Source organism: Polaribacter sp. (genome assembly GCF_965660385.1).
GTDB lineage: Bacteria > Bacteroidota > Bacteroidia > Flavobacteriales > Flavobacteriaceae > Polaribacter.
Map to the genome: position 1 here is coordinate 41990 of NZ_CBFHZT010000019.1, position 16920 is coordinate 58909.

Sequence of the window (16920 nt, forward strand, 5' to 3'; positions counted from 1 at the left end):
AACAATAACTTCGTTTTATATTTCTTAAAAAAGACTTGCATAATTCAGTAAAAAAATTATTTTTGCACAAAATTAAACGATAAGAAATGTATTGGACATTAGAATTAGCATCTTATTTAGCAGATGCACCTTGGCCAGCAACCAAAGACGAGTTAATAGATTACGCTATTAGAACTGGAGCTCCATTAGAAGTTGTAGAAAACTTACAAGATATAGAAGATGAAGGTGATGCTTACGATTCTATCATTGAAATTTGGCCAGATTATCCTACAGAAGATGATTATCTTTGGAATGAGGATGAATACTAAATAAAACAACAAAATATAAAAAGTCTCTAAAGAGGCTTTTTTTTTGTTTTTCTTTCAATCAAAAAAATAATAAGGTTTAAACCTCTATTTTTTAATTTTAACGAGACAAACACAGTTACCTTAGATAACTGAAAAACATATAAATAAATGGGCATATTAGATTCAGTAATAAAACTTTTTGTGGGTGATAAACAACAAAAAGATTTAAAAATTTTACAACCAATAGTAGAAAATGTAAAGAAATTTGAAGCTTCGTTTGCACAACTTTCTCATGATGAGTTACGTGCAAAAACACAAGAATTCAAGGATAAAATTAAGGCAGCCACTGCAGCATTAGATGATAAAATTGCAGCGCTAGAACTTGAAGCTAAAGAAGCGGATATTGATAGGCAAGAAGATATTTATACAGAAATTGATGCTTTAAAAGACGAAGCATACACCATTTCTGAGGCTACTTTAGAAGAAATAATGCCAGCCGCTTTTGCTGTAATTAAAGAAACCGCAAAACGTTTTGTAGAAAATGAAGAAATAGAAGTTACAGCTACTCCTTTTGATAGAGAATTATCTGCCGTAAATGAACACATTGCTTTAGAAGATGATAAAGCGTATTGGGCCAATTCTTGGGATGCTGCAGGACAACCTGTTACTTGGGATATGGTGCATTATGATGTGCAATTAATTGGAGGCTCTGTTTTACATCAAGGTAAAATTGCAGAAATGATGACTGGTGAGGGTAAAACTCTTGTTTCTACTTTACCCGTATATTTAAATGCTTTAACTGGTAATGGAGTGCATGTAGTTACTGTAAACGACTATTTAGCAAAACGTGATAGAGCTTGGATGGCTCCTATTTTTGAGTTTCATGGCTTGTCTACAGATTGTATTGATTTTCATCAACCAAACTCAGATGCTCGAAGAAAAGCTTATTATGCTGATATTACTTATGGTACAAATAACGAATTTGGTTTCGATTATTTACGTGATAATATGGCAAGCTCTAAAGACGATTTGGTACAAAGAGCACCAAACTACGCCATTATTGATGAAGTAGATTCTGTTTTAATTGATGATGCTAGAACTCCATTAATTATTTCTGGACCTGTACCTCAAGGAGACAGACACGAATTTAATGAGCTTAAACCTTTAGTTGCTGATTTGGTAAACCTACAAAAAAAGCATTTGGTTGGTGTTTTAGCTGAAGCTAAAAAATTAATTGCTGCTGGCGATGATAAAGAAGGTGGTAAATTATTATTAAGAGTATACAGAGGATTACCAAAAAATAAAGCTTTAATCAAATTTTTATCACAAGAAGGTATCAAACAAATCTTGCAAAAAACAGAAAACTTCTACATGCAAGATAACAATAAACTAATGCCTGAAGTAGATGAAGATTTGTGGTTTGTTGTTGAAGAGAAAAACAATCAAATTGATTTAACTGATAAAGGAATTGGTCATTTATCAGAAAAAACAAATAACGACACTTTCTTTGTTTTGCCAGATATTGGTGTAAAAATTGGTGAAATAGATAATTCTGAAATTACCAAAGAAGAAAAAGCAGCTCAAAAAGAAGAGTTGTATAAAGATTTTAGTATTAAAAGTGAGCGTATTCACACCATGAATCAACTTTTAAAGGCATATACTGTTTTTGAAAAAGATGTGGAATATGTAGTCATGGATAACAAGGTGATGATTGTTGATGAGCAGACAGGACGTATTATGGATGGTCGTCGTTATTCTGATGGATTACACCAAGCCATTGAAGCAAAAGAAAACGTTAAGATTGAAGATGCTACACAAACTTTTGCTACAGTAACTTTACAGAATTACTTTAGAATGTATCGAAAGCTATCTGGGATGACAGGAACTGCCATTACAGAAGCTGGAGAGTTATGGGAAATCTATAAATTAGATGTTGTTGAAATTCCTACCAACAAACCTATTCAAAGAGATGATAAAGAAGATTTAATCTACAAAACAGCTCGTGAAAAATACAATGCAGTCATTGAAGATGTTGCCAAATTAGTAGCACAGAACAGACCGGTTTTAGTAGGTACAACATCTGTTGAAATTTCAGAATTATTAGGTAGAATGTTGCAAATGCGTAAAATTCCGCATAATATCTTAAACGCAAAATTACATAAGCGTGAAGCAGATGTAGTTGCAGAAGCTGGTAAGCCTGGTGTTGTAACCATTGCAACCAATATGGCTGGTCGTGGAACAGATATTAAACTCTCTGATGAAGTAAAAGCTGCTGGTGGTTTAGCTATTGTAGGAACAGAAAGACACGATTCTAGACGTGTAGACAGACAGCTTAGAGGACGTGCAGGAAGACAAGGTGATGTTGGGTCTTCTCAGTTTTACGTGGCTTTAGATGACAACTTAATGCGTTTGTTTGGTTCTGACAGAATTGCCAAAATGATGGATAAAATGGGCTTGAAAGAAGGTGAAGTTATTCAGCATTCTATGATTACCAAATCTATTGAAAGAGCACAGAAAAAAGTAGAAGAAAACAACTTTGGTATTCGTAAACGTTTGTTAGAATACGATGATATTATGAATGCACAACGTGAGTTTGTGTACAAAAGAAGACGCAATGCTTTAGATGGTAAACGTTTGCAAGTTGATATTGCCAATATGATTTACGATACTTGTGAATCTATCATCAACGCCAATAAAGCTGTTAAAGATTTTCAGAATTTTGAGTTCGAGTTGATTCGTTTTTCTTCGATGACCTCTCCTTTTTCGGAAGAAGAATTCAACCAAATGTCTGAGAAAGAATTGGCAGATAAATTGTACGATATTGTTACTGCACATTATAAATCTAAAATTGAAAGAAATGCAGTTTTAGCATATCCTGTAATTAAAGATGTATACGAAAACGAAGGAGATCGTTACGAACGTATTGTAGTGCCTTTTACAGACGGTATTAAGTCATTACAAGTTGTAACCAACTTAAAAGAAGCTTATGAAAGTGAAGGAAAAAGTTTAATTACTGACTTCGAGAAAAATATTACGCTAGCAATTATTGATGAAAACTGGAAAGAGCACTTGCGTAAAATGGATGAATTGAAGCAGTCTGTACAAAATGCATCTTACGAACAAAAAGATCCATTATTAATTTACAAATTCGAGGCTTTTGAATTGTTTAAACTAACTGTAGATCAAATTAATAAAGAGGTATTATCGTTTTTATTTAAAGGAGAATTACCTCAACAATCAAATCAAATTTCTGAAGCACGTCAGCAAAAAAGAGAACGTTTAAGCACAAGTAAAGCAGATGTTCAAAATACAACTGAACAAGCGATTCAAAACTCTCGTCAGCAACAACAAGAACCTGTGGAAACTATTGTTCGTGAACAACCTAAAATTGGTAGAAACGAACGTGTTACCATTAAAAACGTAATGAGTGGTGAAGAAAAAGTAGTAAAATACAAACAAGCCATTCCTTTAATTGAAAAAGGAGAGTTTGTTTTGGTGAATAAATAAATGTCTTTTGGCTGTCATTCCTGCGAAGGCAGGAATCCAGAAAAGTTAGATAAAGATAGTAGTAATGACAAAAAAATCCGTTTAGAAAATTCTAAACGGATTTTTTATTTTTATACTAATTTGTTTTTTGTGAAAAATATTTCTTCATTTTCCCAATCCTCTTTAATTAATATATTGTCAAAATCTTTACGAACTAATTTTAAAGCCTTTTTAAAGGTAATTTCTTATTCTTCATAATAGAATTTAGCTTTATGCCTGTTTAGAACTTTTATACCAAGTATGGCTTGTTTTTTAGTTTTAGGATGTTTAATTTTTTTTACAATATGTAAGCCTTTGTTTGTACCAGGTTTTTCTATTTTTTGAGAATTTAATTGGTTTACAATAAAAGATAAAATGGCAACTAATATTAATGTTTTTATTTTTCATAAGATTTCTATTTTATTTTTTTCTTAAATAAATATTCCCCAAATTTGAGTTTAATTTCATTTTAACAATTCCTTTATTCAGTTTTAACTTCATACTTTGTAAATCATTTACTACGTTGTCTTCTTCAACTTTAAATTTAATATCGCTAAAAATTTCACTCGCTGTAACATCTAAATTTAAATCTGAATCTTTAGGTATGGTAACATTGATGTAGCCATTATTAGAATACACAGAATATAGTTGTTTAGGTATTTTATTTTCGAATTCTATACTAATATTGCCTCCAATAGAATTTATTGAAACTGGTCCTGTTACATCTTTTAAGTTTACGTTATGAATTGAGGTCGAAATTGATACTTCTCCATCAAAATCATATAATCTAGAAATTTCTGAATTAAAGAAAAAATAATGTTGACCCTCATTTTTTTTATCCTCACAACTATCTGTAATCCAATCTAATTTAATAGAATTTGGTATTTTAATTTTATACTGCTCTCTATTACTTGTCATTATAAAATCATTCTGTTTATTATCTTTAAAAATGAGTTCTCCATTTTTTTGCTCAATAATAAAAAATATTCCTAATTCTACATTCTCATTCTTTTTACCTAATTTTTTTAAGCCTGCTTTTAATTTAGGATTTGTTGTTTTAAAAAAAACTGTTTTTGGTCTAATAGTTGAATCATTCTCTGAGTATGTACCATTCACTATATATGCAATTCGATTTGTACTTAAACTATCTATTCTCTTTCTAACTTTTGTATTATTGGCAACACCATTAAAAGAAAAAACTTTATCATCTTTAGTAATTAAAGTTGAATATTTTTCACCTGCCTTTCTCTTTATTAAAGTATTAAACTTCATTTCTCTGAACTGATGTAAACTTTCAATTATTACTTCATCTCCATCATAACCCTCAATAATAAAACTTTTAGAAGAACATATTTTTAAAGTTCCTTTGCTAAATTTTATTTTCTTTTGTTGAGCTTTTGCATTTAAAAAACTGATTGAAAGTGCAATAACTAATACTATTTTTATTTTTTTCATTTTTATTATTGTTTAATTTCTACCATAGCCAAAGTTGCATTATTCTTGACTATAGGAAAGGTTTGTTCACTATTAATAATTTTTTCAAGAGGCTTTTGTGCACGATTTTCTCTTAAAAAACTTACGGCTTTAATTAATTTTATTTGTACCAATGGTGTATCTTCTTTTTCTAAAGCTTTTATTAAATTTATTCTAATTTTTTCATTTTTCGGGAATTTTAGCAAAGCATCAATGGTGGCAATTTTTACATTGGCGTTGGTGTCTTTTTGCAATACTTTTACCAAAGTATTTATAATTTTTGTATCTTCTTTTTTGTATTCATCATTAAATTTATAAATGCCTTCTAAACGTTTTCCTGCTGAATCATCTTGTAAATTTGCTAGCAATTCTTGTTTATCTTCTTGATTTTCAGCATAACCTTGATACCAAAACAACGTAGAAATAAGTAGTGCTAAACTAGCAGCTACAGAAACATATTTTAAATATCTCAACTTTGCTTTTTTAGTTGAATGTAATTTTGATTTTAATAATTGTTCAAAATTAGCATCTGCTTTTGCTGATATTTTTTCTTCTTCAAAAGAACTTTTATTTGCTTTTATAAACTCTTTTAATTGCATGTGTTTTTATTTTTTATCAACTTTAAAAGTTGGTCTTTTCCTCTTTTATACTGATTTCTAACAGTACTTTCTTTTAATTGTAACAACTCCCCTATTTCTCTATGGTTATAGTCTTCTATCATGTATAAAACTAGAATAACTCGATACTTTTCTTTTAGTTTGTTGATACAATCTTTTACAAAATCAATAGAAATAATTGGGTCTATTTCGTCTTTCTCTTCAGCTGTGTTTTCTAATAAATAGGAATCATCTGTGTAAGTAATTTTAGTATTATTTCTTAACAAATCTAAAGATGAATTCACCACAATTCGTTTTAACCAAGCACCTAAATTTGCATCTTCTGTTAAAACATGAATTTTCTCGAATGCTTTTATAAATGATTCTTGCACAACATCTTCTGCCTTTTCTCTATGTTTTAAAATTCTGATGGCACTAGCAAACATCATATTTTTATAGGCATGATAAACTTTTAGCTGTGCCTTATAATCGTTTGCTTTGCATTTTTGTATGATGTTTTTTGTATTCAAAAAAATAGGTTGGTTGATTTTGTTTACACTTTAAGAACGTAAAATATGTAATTGTGTCTCAAAAAAATTGAATTATTCTAATTTAAATTGATTTTTGTATTTTTAAAAAAATTAAAAATGATGAAAAAACTGATTACTTTACTTTTATTATGCATTTCAATGAATACTTTTTCTCAAGTAGACAAGAAAAATCTTAAATTTCAAAAAGCTTACAACGCGTTAGAATTTAAAGTAAAAACTCAATATGACAGTATAAATTTCAATACAAAACAGAAAATAAATAAATTATCGTACGATTTAAAAGCGGCTCAAAACGATTTACAATCTAAGTACGCTTCAAATCAATTAAAAATGGTTTTGTATCAAAAAAAATATGAGCAAGAAACTACAAAACTAATTAATAAGTACAATATTAAAATTGTAGAAGTACAAGGCAATCATCAAATTGAAATTGGAAAAATTCAATCAAAATACCAAACAGAAAAAGGGAAGTTGATGCTGGAATACGAAATCGATTAAAACAAAAAATCCGTTTAGAAATTTCTAAACGGATTTTTTATTGCACTTAATTTGAATTTACTCTTTCATAAATTTCGTGGTATAACTTACCTCATCAGCATACATTTTTATGAGGTATAATCCACTGGATAAATCATCGACATTAATTTGATCTAAGTTGGTATTGAATTGTAACATTCGTTCTCCTAAAACAGAATATACTTCAACCTTAGTAAGTTGTTTAATAGGTGATGTAATTTGTAAAACATCACTTACAGGATTTGGATACATTGTTATAGAAGTGGACCATATATTATCTGCTGTATTTAAAACACAAGTTTCACCAACAGTATATTGTAAATACTTGGTTACTGCCAATCCACCAGCAAACGCAAATTTACAGGCATAACTTATGGTTTGACCATTTGTAAAGCCACTAAGTGTTTTTGTAAATTTATTTCCGCTAATGGCATCCATTTGTGTTTCAGCAAAAGGAGATTGTTTCCATAAATAAGCAACGACTCCTGTTTTATCTGTATCTAACAATTCAAAAGTAAGTGTTACATTGCTTCCATTGGTTGAAAATTCGTATGTATATCCCAAAGAAAAAGAACCCTGAATGGCATCACTTATAGAACCTGAGCAATCTGTATTGGTATTTTCTGTAGTTTTTGCATTTAATTCAATTGGGGTGTTTATGGCAACATTTCCAGATAAATCTTTTGCTTTTATCGCAAAAGTGTAATCTGTTTCTGGTGATAATCCTGTTACTGTGAAAGATGTTTGTTCCCCCGAATTTGCATTTACAGATTCTGAATTTGCACCATAATCAATTTCATAAATTACTTTACCAGAATCGTCTGTAGCATTCAATAGAATTTCTACAGAATTTGCATTAATGTTAGCAATACTGGCTGTAAAATTTTCTGGTGCTGTTGTATCTGAAGAACTTCCAGTACAACTGCTACCCACTTGATAAGAAAAATACTTGGTTGCAGATAAACCACCTGCATACGCAAATTTACATGCATAACTTATGGTTTCGCCAATTGTAAGGCCACCTACTGTACTTTTAAAAACCAAACCTGATTCTTGATTCATTTGAGTTTCAGCAAATGGAGCTTGTTTCCATAAATAAGCAATTACGCCATTTTTATCAGTATCTAATAATTCGAATTGTACTTCAACAGAAGTTCCAATGGTTTCAAAAGTTACTCTATAGCCTTGAGAAAATGCGCCTTGTTGTGCTTCTGATGAAACTTCAGAACATTTCTTTTCTTCTGAAACTGAAATTTGAATTACTGATGATGTTGTTTTTGCACCTAAATTATCTGTAGCTACAGCTGTAATTTGATGATTGCCTAAAGAAGCATCTGTCCAAGTAAAATTAAATGGTGATGAAGTTCTTTCTCCAATTTTTTCTGTTTGATTAAAAAATTCAACTAAGGCTATAGTACCATCTAAATCATTGGTTATTGTTGTAAAAGTAATTTCTTGCCCTTCTTTAAAAGCGCTATTATTACTAGGAGAATTAATAGAAATAGAAGGACTTAAATTACCAGAATCTGACACTATAATCAGAACTTCATCTGTATCTTGATACGCCCCATCACTTACTGTTAATTTACACTTATATACACCATTTACCAAATTTGAAACATTTGGTGAAGCGATTGTTTGATCGTTAAAAGTAATAATAGTTGGACCATAAATTTGCTCCCAATTGTAGGTAATCGTTTCTCCTTCTGGATCATTACTTGCAGATCCATCCAATGAAGCTGTTGTATTTGGTGAAATTATAGAGATATTATCGCCTGCATCTGCAATTGGAGGTACATAGGATAAAGGACTACTGTAAGCAAATGTTAATTTACCTAAATTAAACTCGCCACTTTCTATAAATAATCGCAATACATTTTTTCCTTTTGTTAATTGAATATTAGATACGGTTTCTGTTTTCCATATATCCCAATCACCAGAATAAGGTACAGCAATATCTTGGCTAATTTTAGTTCCATCAACTTCAAAATAAAATGGACCTCCTCCACTTTGATTTCCAGAAGCATACCTATAACTTACATCATAATTTCCAGCTGTTGCAACATCAACTGTGTATTCCATCCATTCTCCAGAGGATAACCAACCCACAGTTGCTCCTTCTCCATTAACCGAAATTGCATCAACATTTTCACCAGTTCTAAAATCTCCATTATTACCTACTGAAGTATCTACATAAGCAATATTTTGTCCATTTCCACCTTCAAACTTATCATAAAAGCCAGATTCAAAACTTCCAGGTATTGCAATTGGTGAGCCAGAAAAAGGTACTTGTTCACCTACTTGCACTTCAATAATGTTAGATACATTAAATTGAGCATCCACATAAATTTTTGCATAAAAACCATGCGTACCTAAAGATAAATTCTCTGCTTTTAATTGATAAGGAGCAGTTGTATCTTCTCCTATTGAAGTAGCTCCATCAAAAAATTCTACTTTTGTGATGTTACTTCCTGTAGTTGTTACAGATAAATTAACACTTCCGTTTGGAAAAGCTTGTGCAAAATCTGAAAATAAAACTCCAGAAACATCAACATCTCTATTGGTTTTCATTTGATGAGCAGGAACAGTTAATTGAAATCCGTCAGAAAACGTAACTACAATTTCATTATCAGAATAGTTATGAGCAACATAAGTAGCTACACCATTTTGTTTAAAAACTCCTGCAATTGGGTAATCTGCTGTAATTGTTGCATCTACAACTCCCATAGCGTTTACAGAATATAACCAATGATAAGTTTGTGCATCAGATATACCGAATTTCAAATTTCTTTCAGGATAGGCGTTGTATAAATTTACAGCTTCTTGTGGGTTTACCATTGATAAATATTTCCAATAGGTATCATGCCATAAATTATCATTATCTTCTTTACTTAAAACACCAGTGTTTTGTGAAATTTCTGTCCATAATTTTTGTGCATATTGTTGATTATGCCCTAAATAAAAAGAACCTCCGTGAATGGGATACATTTCTATACCATAAGAAGCTGCAATATCTGCAGTCCAAAAAGTACCATTATCATAAGAATTCCCCCAAACTCTAGACACCAAGCTGAATTGTTGGTTAGTTCTAAAATTACGTTCATAAACGTCAAACCAGTATTCTTCAACTGCTGTTTGCTCTGTAGTATAAATGTAAATTCCTAAATCTCTAATGTTATCATTTTCGGTGATGGTACCCCAATGAATTAGAGAAGATGCAAACTGCATACTTTCTGAAGTTGATTCTTGATCGTTTCCTTGAGGAAAAGTTGCAAAACCGTTTGCCCAGCTATGCCCTGCATAAGGACTAAAGTTTCTTAAAAAAGGGAATTTATCATCATTTCTATCAGCAGAAGCAGCATCACTGATTAATGTATTGATCATTGGCCCCCATTTTGCAGCCCAACCAGGTTCATACTGTTCCATAAAAGCAGCAGCATGTATAAAATACCCCCAGTGAAAATGATGATCATTCAAATTTGTATCTTGCCCATGACCTGAAGGATAACCTAACAAAGCTGTCCATGTATCATTATAATAAAACAAGAATGCTGTTTCTCCAGATTCGTAAGTTAACCAATCTTCTAAACGCTCTTTAACTGTAGCAATCATCTTATCTCTTGCTTCTATATTACCTGTTTGATTTGCAATTCTAGCAGTTTGTATCAAACGATTCATAACTTGCCCTTCGTTGTAAGAATCTGTCCAAGTTGCTAAACCATCATTTTCGATTTGAGATATTTTGGCATCCAAATCTGCTGGACTAAAACCATCGCTATAATTAGCTAAATAAGGAATAGTTGGTAATATACCATTAAATGTATTTTCTACCATAAAACTATTTTCTGCTAGCATCTTTAATTCTCCACGAACAGAACTATAGGTATAGGCATTTGGCACTGGAGCACTTGAGGTTAAATTATACCATTGATGAGGCAATAAACCCAACAACATTTTATCTTCTGTACCCTCTTTAACATCAGTTGAAACTGAAAATGTTGTGGTTACTTTAGAATTACTTTCTTTATATGACCAAGAGGTTGTTGTGTTTGTTGGAAAAACATAGGCATATTTTTGTAAATCTTGTGCAACACCAACAACATTACTGGTATTTTGTGGCAACATTGCCATAGACCAATAGGTTTTTCCGTTTAAATTTGATGTATACGTGCTTCCTGATTGTACCCAAGTACTTCCAGAGGGAGCATAAAACACAAAATCTTGACCACTTGAAGCATTTTCAATAATTAACAGCTCGTTATTTATAGATGCGTTTCCTGAGTTTACTTTAATAGCAACAACATCATCTGCATCTTTTTCATAATACACAAAAGGCATTCCGATTCCTGAAGTTGCTTTTAACTCATTATCACCATCTTTCCAGTTCATGGTAACTGTCCAATCTGAATAATCAGAAACAGTTGTTTTATCTGTATTTAGTCCTTGTAAACCCACTTCTATTGGTGCAGAATCGCCAATTACACCCCAGGGAATATAAGTAACAATTAAACCTGTATTAGTGGTTTTCATTGTCATTGGATAATTGAATAAATTATCTGCGTGATTTTCTTTGATTAGTTTAGACCACCAATCGTTTGTTGGAATTGGTTTGCCAACTGCATTGCCTGTAATTTGAGGTGAACCTGAAGGATAACCATTTCTACCTGCGCTATCTGCTCCAGGATAAGTATTGGTATAACTACCATTACCTACTTGCGTTGTTTGAGCAATTGTAATGGTTGATATAGTAATGAAAAATATGAAAAATAGTTTATGCATAACCGTTTATTTTTTAATTAACTTTATAGATTTAGAACCTGAACTCGTTTTAATTCGAGCTAAATAAAGCCCACTTTTTAAAGTTGAACTATCAATAACCGTTTCATTTGAATTTGGTGAAATGGATACCATTTTTTTACCTAACAAATTAAAAACTTCAATTGAAGATATATTTTTTTCTGATCTAATCGTCCAATTCTCTTTACTTGGATTTGGAAATACATTCACATTTATGGTTTCAAAATTGCTTGTACTAAGTGATGCAGCCCTCCAGAAATAAATATTATCAACATAAATTTCTTGTGAATACCCATCTCCTCCAATAAGTTTTAGGTGAATGGCTTTTGTGATGTCTTCTGTAATCCCTTCAACAGGTATATCAATACTTTGCCATTTACCATCTCCATTTGGAATGGCATGAGCAATTTCAGGTCCAGAACTTAATACAACTACACTAGGCACCAATTCATTAACCGTCCAAACATCTAGATGTAAAAACTCCATCTCTGACACATCTTGAATAGCATTAAATTCTATCCCTTGATAATTAAAATTAGTATATGCAAGAACTTCATTATCAGAGCCTGTAGGTTGAAATGCTGTATTGGCAGAATTATAACCACTTTGCTCCCAATATGGATTGTAATTTGCTCCAGATATATTTGTATAAGCATTGCTGAAAATTGAAATGACATCTGCATTATTTCGAGCTGGTGGAATTGGTGCATTTATATGTGGTGCTCCTATAAAATAAGAAATGGTATATGTTTTAGTTGTTGTTCCGTCTTGTGAGGTTACTACAACTGTAGCTTCTCCAGGAATAGAAGATGCTTGCGTAATTACTGCTGTTGCTGAATCATCTGCAGTAGTTGCCAAAGTTACTTGAGGCACTTGGGTTGTTCCTCCTATTAAAGGCATGTTATATGATTCAGAATTAGGTTTAAATCCTGGAATTAAAGAACCATCTACTCTTAATGCACTTAAAGTTGCATCTTTTCCAGCTGCTGTAGGGCTTTTATAAAAATAAATATTATCTACATAAATAGCACTTGGCGAACCATTACCCCCTGCAAATTTTAAATGAGCAACTCTTGTAATATCTTCTGTAATTCCTGCAATAGGAATATCTATGCTTTGCCATTGACCATCACCGTTTGTAATTGTGTGAGGAATTTCTGCCCCAGAACTTAAAACAGCAACAGTGGGTACTACTTCTTTAACAGTCCAAACATCTAAATGTAAATATTCCATACCAGTTAAATCTTGAACCGAATTCAATTCTATACCTTGATACGTAAAGTTTGTATATGCTAAAACTGCATTTCCAGAACCAGTTGGCTGAAAATTTGTATTTGCTTCATTAAAACCAACTTGTTGCCAATCTGGATTGTAATTTGCTCCTGATATGTTATTGTAAGTATCACTAAAAATAGAGATTACATCTAATGAGTTTCGTGAAGGTGGTGTTGGTGCATTTACATGGGGTGCACCAATAAAAAAGGATACTTTATAGGTTTTAGTAGTTGATTTATCTTGAGAAGTTACCACAATAGTGGCGTCTCCAGGAATAGAAGGTGCCTGTGTAATTACTCTTGTAGCAGCCGCATCTGTTGTAGTAGCCAAAGTAACTTGTGGTACTTGGTTTGTGCCTCCTGGTAAAGCCATTAAATAAGTTTCAGAATTTGGTGAAAATCCAGCAACTTGTGCCCCATCAACTTGTAAATTATTCAACGTAGCATCCTTACCAGTTAATGTAGGACTTTTGTAAAAATAAATATTATCGATATAAATTTCTGTAGTAAAACCATCACCCCCAGTAAATTTTAATTGAATTGCTTTTGTAATATCCCCTGTTATGCCAGCTACAGGAATTTCAACACTTTGCCATTGACCATCTTTATTTGAAATTGAATGCGGAATTTCTGCTCCAGAACTTATAACAGTAATATTAGGGGCAACACCATACACTGTCCAAATATCTAAATGTAAATATTCCATAGATGTCAGGTCTTGAACTGAATTGAATTCTATACCTTGATAGTTAAAATTTGGATATGCTAATACTGCATTTCCTGAACCTGTAGGTTGAAAATTTGGATTAGCCGAATTAAATCCATTTTGTTGCCAATAAGGATTGTAATTTGCCCCTGTAATATTATTGTAGGCATCACTAAAAATTGAAATAACGTCTAATGGCTCTCTATTAGGTGGCGTTGGTGCATTTGTGTTTGGTGCCCCAATATAAAAAGAAACTTTATATGTTTTTGTTGTTGATCCATCTTGAGAGGTTACAAAAACAGAAGCATCTCCAGGAATTGAAGTACTTTGAGTTATTAAAGTTGTAGCTGATGGATTTGTAGTTGATGCAAAAGTAATTTGAGGAATTTGGGTTGTACCTCCAGGTAGAGCCATTTGGTAAATTTCTGTATTTGGTGAAAATTCTTCAACAGAATTCCCGTCTACTTCTAAAGCACTTAATGTAGCATCTTTTCCTGATGCTGTTGCTTCTTTATAAAAATAAATATTATCAACATAAATATCAGTGGTAACTCCATTACCTCCCGTAAATTTTAATTGAATTGCTTTTGTAATATCTCCTGTAATACCAGCAACAGGAATTTCTAAACTTTTCCATTGACCATCACTATTTTCAAGTGTATGAGGAATCTCTAAACCGGAACTGATGACAGTTATACTTGGTACTACTCCATTAACGGTCCAAATATCTAAATGCAAATATTCCATAGCAGTTAAATCTTGAATCGAATTAAATTCTATTCCTTGATAATTAAAATTAACATAGGCCAATACTGAATTTCCTGAACCTGTAGGTTGAAAATCTGTATTCGCATAAGTAAGTCCACTTTGTTGCCAATCTGGATTATAATTAGCTCCTGTTATATTATTATACGCATCACTAAAAATTGAAATGACATCTAATGTTTTACGTTCTGGTGGAGTTGGCGCATTTGTTGTAGGCTGATTATTATCAAATTCATTACCTGCCTTTATGGTTTGAGCACCAATAAATATTACAACTAAAGTTAAAAATAATTTTAAATTTTGTACAGTTAGAAGTTTTCGCATTTCTCTTGTTTTTAGTGAATACATTATTTATGCTATAAATGTATACATACTAAAAATGTTAAGGCGAAAATGAAACCATATTAAAACCATACAGAAAATTAAAATAGTATAGATTCCTTGTGATTATAGGATATTTTACCATACAAAAACCATACAAAAAAGCACAAAAACCTAATAAATACAAGTGATTTAAGGAAACATTAAACCAAAAAAAAGACATCTAAAAATAGATGCCTGTATTTTAAAAAGTGAGGATTGATTTATAGGGTTTTAATAGAACAACCTATAGCTCTTGTTTCAGTTTTCTCAACTTTTTTCCCATCTAGTAAGGCTTCAACAGCATTTTCTACATATTTTTCGGTTACTGCTGATGGGTTTCTTGAACTATCATCAATTGCACCAATGTATTGAACTTTCATATCTTTTTTGGTTACAATATAAACATGAGGAGTTTTGCTTGCCCCGAATTTTGGATATACCTTCTGACCTTCATCTAATAAATACGGAAAATTGAAGCCCTTTTCTTTTGCTCTAATTTTCATTTTTGCCATACTATCATCTGGAACAGCAGCTGGATCATTTGGATTAATAGCAATTACTGGAAAGCCCTCATCCTCATAAGTATCATTTAAAGCAATAATTCTGTCTTCATTGGCTACTGCATAAGGACATGTATTACAAGTAAAAATAATAATAAACCCTTTGGCATCCTCATAATCAGCTAAAGAAACCATAGTATCGTCTACATTTTTTAATCTAAAATCTTCAATAGTATCACCAACAGCATAACCTTTATCTGTTTTTAATGTAAATGCTGCAGTAGTCAATACAATTACTGCAAATAATAATATAAATTTAATTGTTTTCATAATTTATGGATTTAAAAAGGTTTTTAACTCGTTTTCTAGAGTTTCATAATCAAAAGATTGTTCATAAAACTTTCTGCTATTTTTATTGTAAATAATGGTTGCAGGTAATGCTCCACTCCAATTACTATCAATGGCTTGTATCCAATAATCTTCGTTTACATCATCAAAATGCAATACTTTAGATTTTATTTTCTTTTTGTTGATAAATGGTATTAATTTTTTTTCAACTTGTTTAGGAAAATCTAAACTTACCAATAAAACAGCTACATTTTTACCTACATATTCTTTATGTATTTTTTCAAAATAAGGCAATTCTTTAACACAAGGTGCACACCAAGTTGCCCAAAAATTAACCACATAAACTTTGTCATCTTGTTTTTCTAAGAAAGGTTTTAATTGAGTATAATTATAGGTTTTTACGGATGTAACTTTTTGTGATTCATCAGCAGAAATCTTAGTTGTAGTATCTTTTGCATCTTCTTTTTTACAAGAAGAAAACAATAATAAAAAAGACAAAAAGAAAAGTATGTTTTTCATAATTATAAAATTACATCATTTTAAAATACATTAGGAATAATTAACGCATTATTAACAAAAAAGTTCTCTTAAACTAGGTTTAAGAGAACTTTTTAAAATTGATTATCAGTGTTTTAATCAAAAATATCATTTAATACTTTTGCTAAGCGGATGCCTCCTTTTTGTAACTGTTTTCTAACCGTTCCAAAATGATTATATGAATATCTGTATTTTAAATTTTCACCAATTTTAGCAGAACTATAAACCTCTTTTGTAATTTCATGAACTTCATGAACCCAATCAATTATAGAACCTTTTTCTATGGCCTCAATCTGTTTTTTAGATAAATCTATGGCATTTTCAGCTAAATCAGTATAGCTCATTTTATAATCATCGATCATTTTACTGTCCCAAACACTATGCAAATTAGTTCCTTTTCCAAACCATTGCACTTGAAAATCATTACCTCCTTTGTCCTCTTTTCGTCCAATATGTAAAGGTTGATGCAAATCTCCAATAAAATGAACTAGTAATTTTAAGTGAAAAGATTTTTCTTCATCAGAACTATTTTTGTCTTTTAAAACTGCGATACATTTATGTATACCTGTTACTAAATCTCCTTGTGGATTTTTATCAGACGCTTCATAAGTTTCATTTAAACCCATATTCACATAGTGCCAAGGATAATACTTACTATATGCTCTATCTGATTTTATTTCAT

Annotated in this window: 11 protein-coding genes; 3 read left to right on the forward strand and 8 right to left on the reverse strand. The window is 31.2% G+C overall.

Annotated elements, in window-relative coordinates; genetic code table 11:
- The first annotated feature begins 86 nt into the window (after positions 1–86).
- The gene (locus ACTG3V_RS07815) at positions 87–308 is read left to right on the forward strand and encodes a DUF2795 domain-containing protein (RefSeq protein WP_015479930.1); all 222 of its coding nucleotides are present in this window, start codon (positions 87–89) and stop codon (positions 306–308) included.
- A 147-nt stretch (positions 309–455) separates the two neighbouring features.
- Positions 456–3794, forward strand: coding sequence for a preprotein translocase subunit SecA (secA, locus tag ACTG3V_RS07820; protein ID WP_439131598.1), 3339 nt, complete (start codon positions 456–458; stop codon positions 3792–3794).
- 438 nt (positions 3795–4232) lie between these two features.
- Here secA and ACTG3V_RS07825 read toward each other — a convergent pair whose 3' ends face one another.
- From ACTG3V_RS07825 to ACTG3V_RS07835, 3 genes are read right to left on the reverse strand one after another with little or no spacing between them, the layout of a single operon-like run.
- Positions 4233–5267 (reverse strand): hypothetical protein, encoded by a 1035-nt coding sequence (locus ACTG3V_RS07825; RefSeq protein ID WP_439131599.1) that lies wholly within the window; start codon positions 5265–5267, stop codon positions 4233–4235.
- Positions 5268–5272: 5 nt separating this feature from the next.
- Positions 5273–5884, reverse strand: a complete 612-nt coding sequence (locus ACTG3V_RS07830) for a HEAT repeat domain-containing protein (RefSeq protein ID WP_439131600.1) — start codon at positions 5882–5884, stop codon at positions 5273–5275.
- Entirely contained in the window at positions 5875–6411 is a 537-nt protein-coding gene (locus ACTG3V_RS07835) for an RNA polymerase sigma factor (protein WP_439131601.1), read from the reverse strand. The genes ACTG3V_RS07830 and ACTG3V_RS07835 overlap by 10 nt, the downstream gene beginning before the upstream one ends.
- A gap of 117 nt (positions 6412–6528) precedes the next feature.
- Here ACTG3V_RS07835 and ACTG3V_RS07840 point away from each other — a divergent pair, with 117 nt between their 5' ends.
- Positions 6529–6930 carry a hypothetical protein gene (locus ACTG3V_RS07840; RefSeq protein WP_439131602.1) on the forward strand — a complete coding sequence of 134 codons (402 nt, stop codon included), beginning with the start codon at positions 6529–6531 and terminating at the stop codon, positions 6928–6930.
- A gap of 57 nt (positions 6931–6987) precedes the next feature.
- Here ACTG3V_RS07840 and ACTG3V_RS07845 read toward each other — a convergent pair whose 3' ends face one another.
- From ACTG3V_RS07845 to ACTG3V_RS07865, 5 genes are all read right to left on the reverse strand, one after another.
- Positions 6988–11727, reverse strand: a complete 4740-nt coding sequence (locus ACTG3V_RS07845; RefSeq protein ID WP_439131603.1) for a glycosyl hydrolase — start codon at positions 11725–11727, stop codon at positions 6988–6990.
- Between the two features lie 6 nt (positions 11728–11733).
- A complete protein-coding gene (locus ACTG3V_RS07850; protein WP_439131604.1) occupies positions 11734–14814 on the reverse strand; it encodes a T9SS type A sorting domain-containing protein in 3081 nt (1026 codons plus the stop codon).
- Between the two features lie 260 nt (positions 14815–15074).
- Positions 15075–15683, reverse strand: coding sequence for a thioredoxin family protein (locus ACTG3V_RS07855; protein ID WP_439131605.1), 609 nt, complete (start codon positions 15681–15683; stop codon positions 15075–15077).
- 3 nt (positions 15684–15686) lie between these two features.
- Complete coding sequence (locus tag ACTG3V_RS07860) at positions 15687–16220, reverse strand: TlpA disulfide reductase family protein (protein ID WP_439131606.1); 534 nt, start codon at positions 16218–16220, stop codon at positions 15687–15689.
- 113 nt (positions 16221–16333) lie between these two features.
- Positions 16334–16920, reverse strand: a 587-nt coding sequence (locus ACTG3V_RS07865; protein ID WP_439131607.1) for a S1/P1 nuclease, incomplete at its 5' end; no start/stop codon positions are given.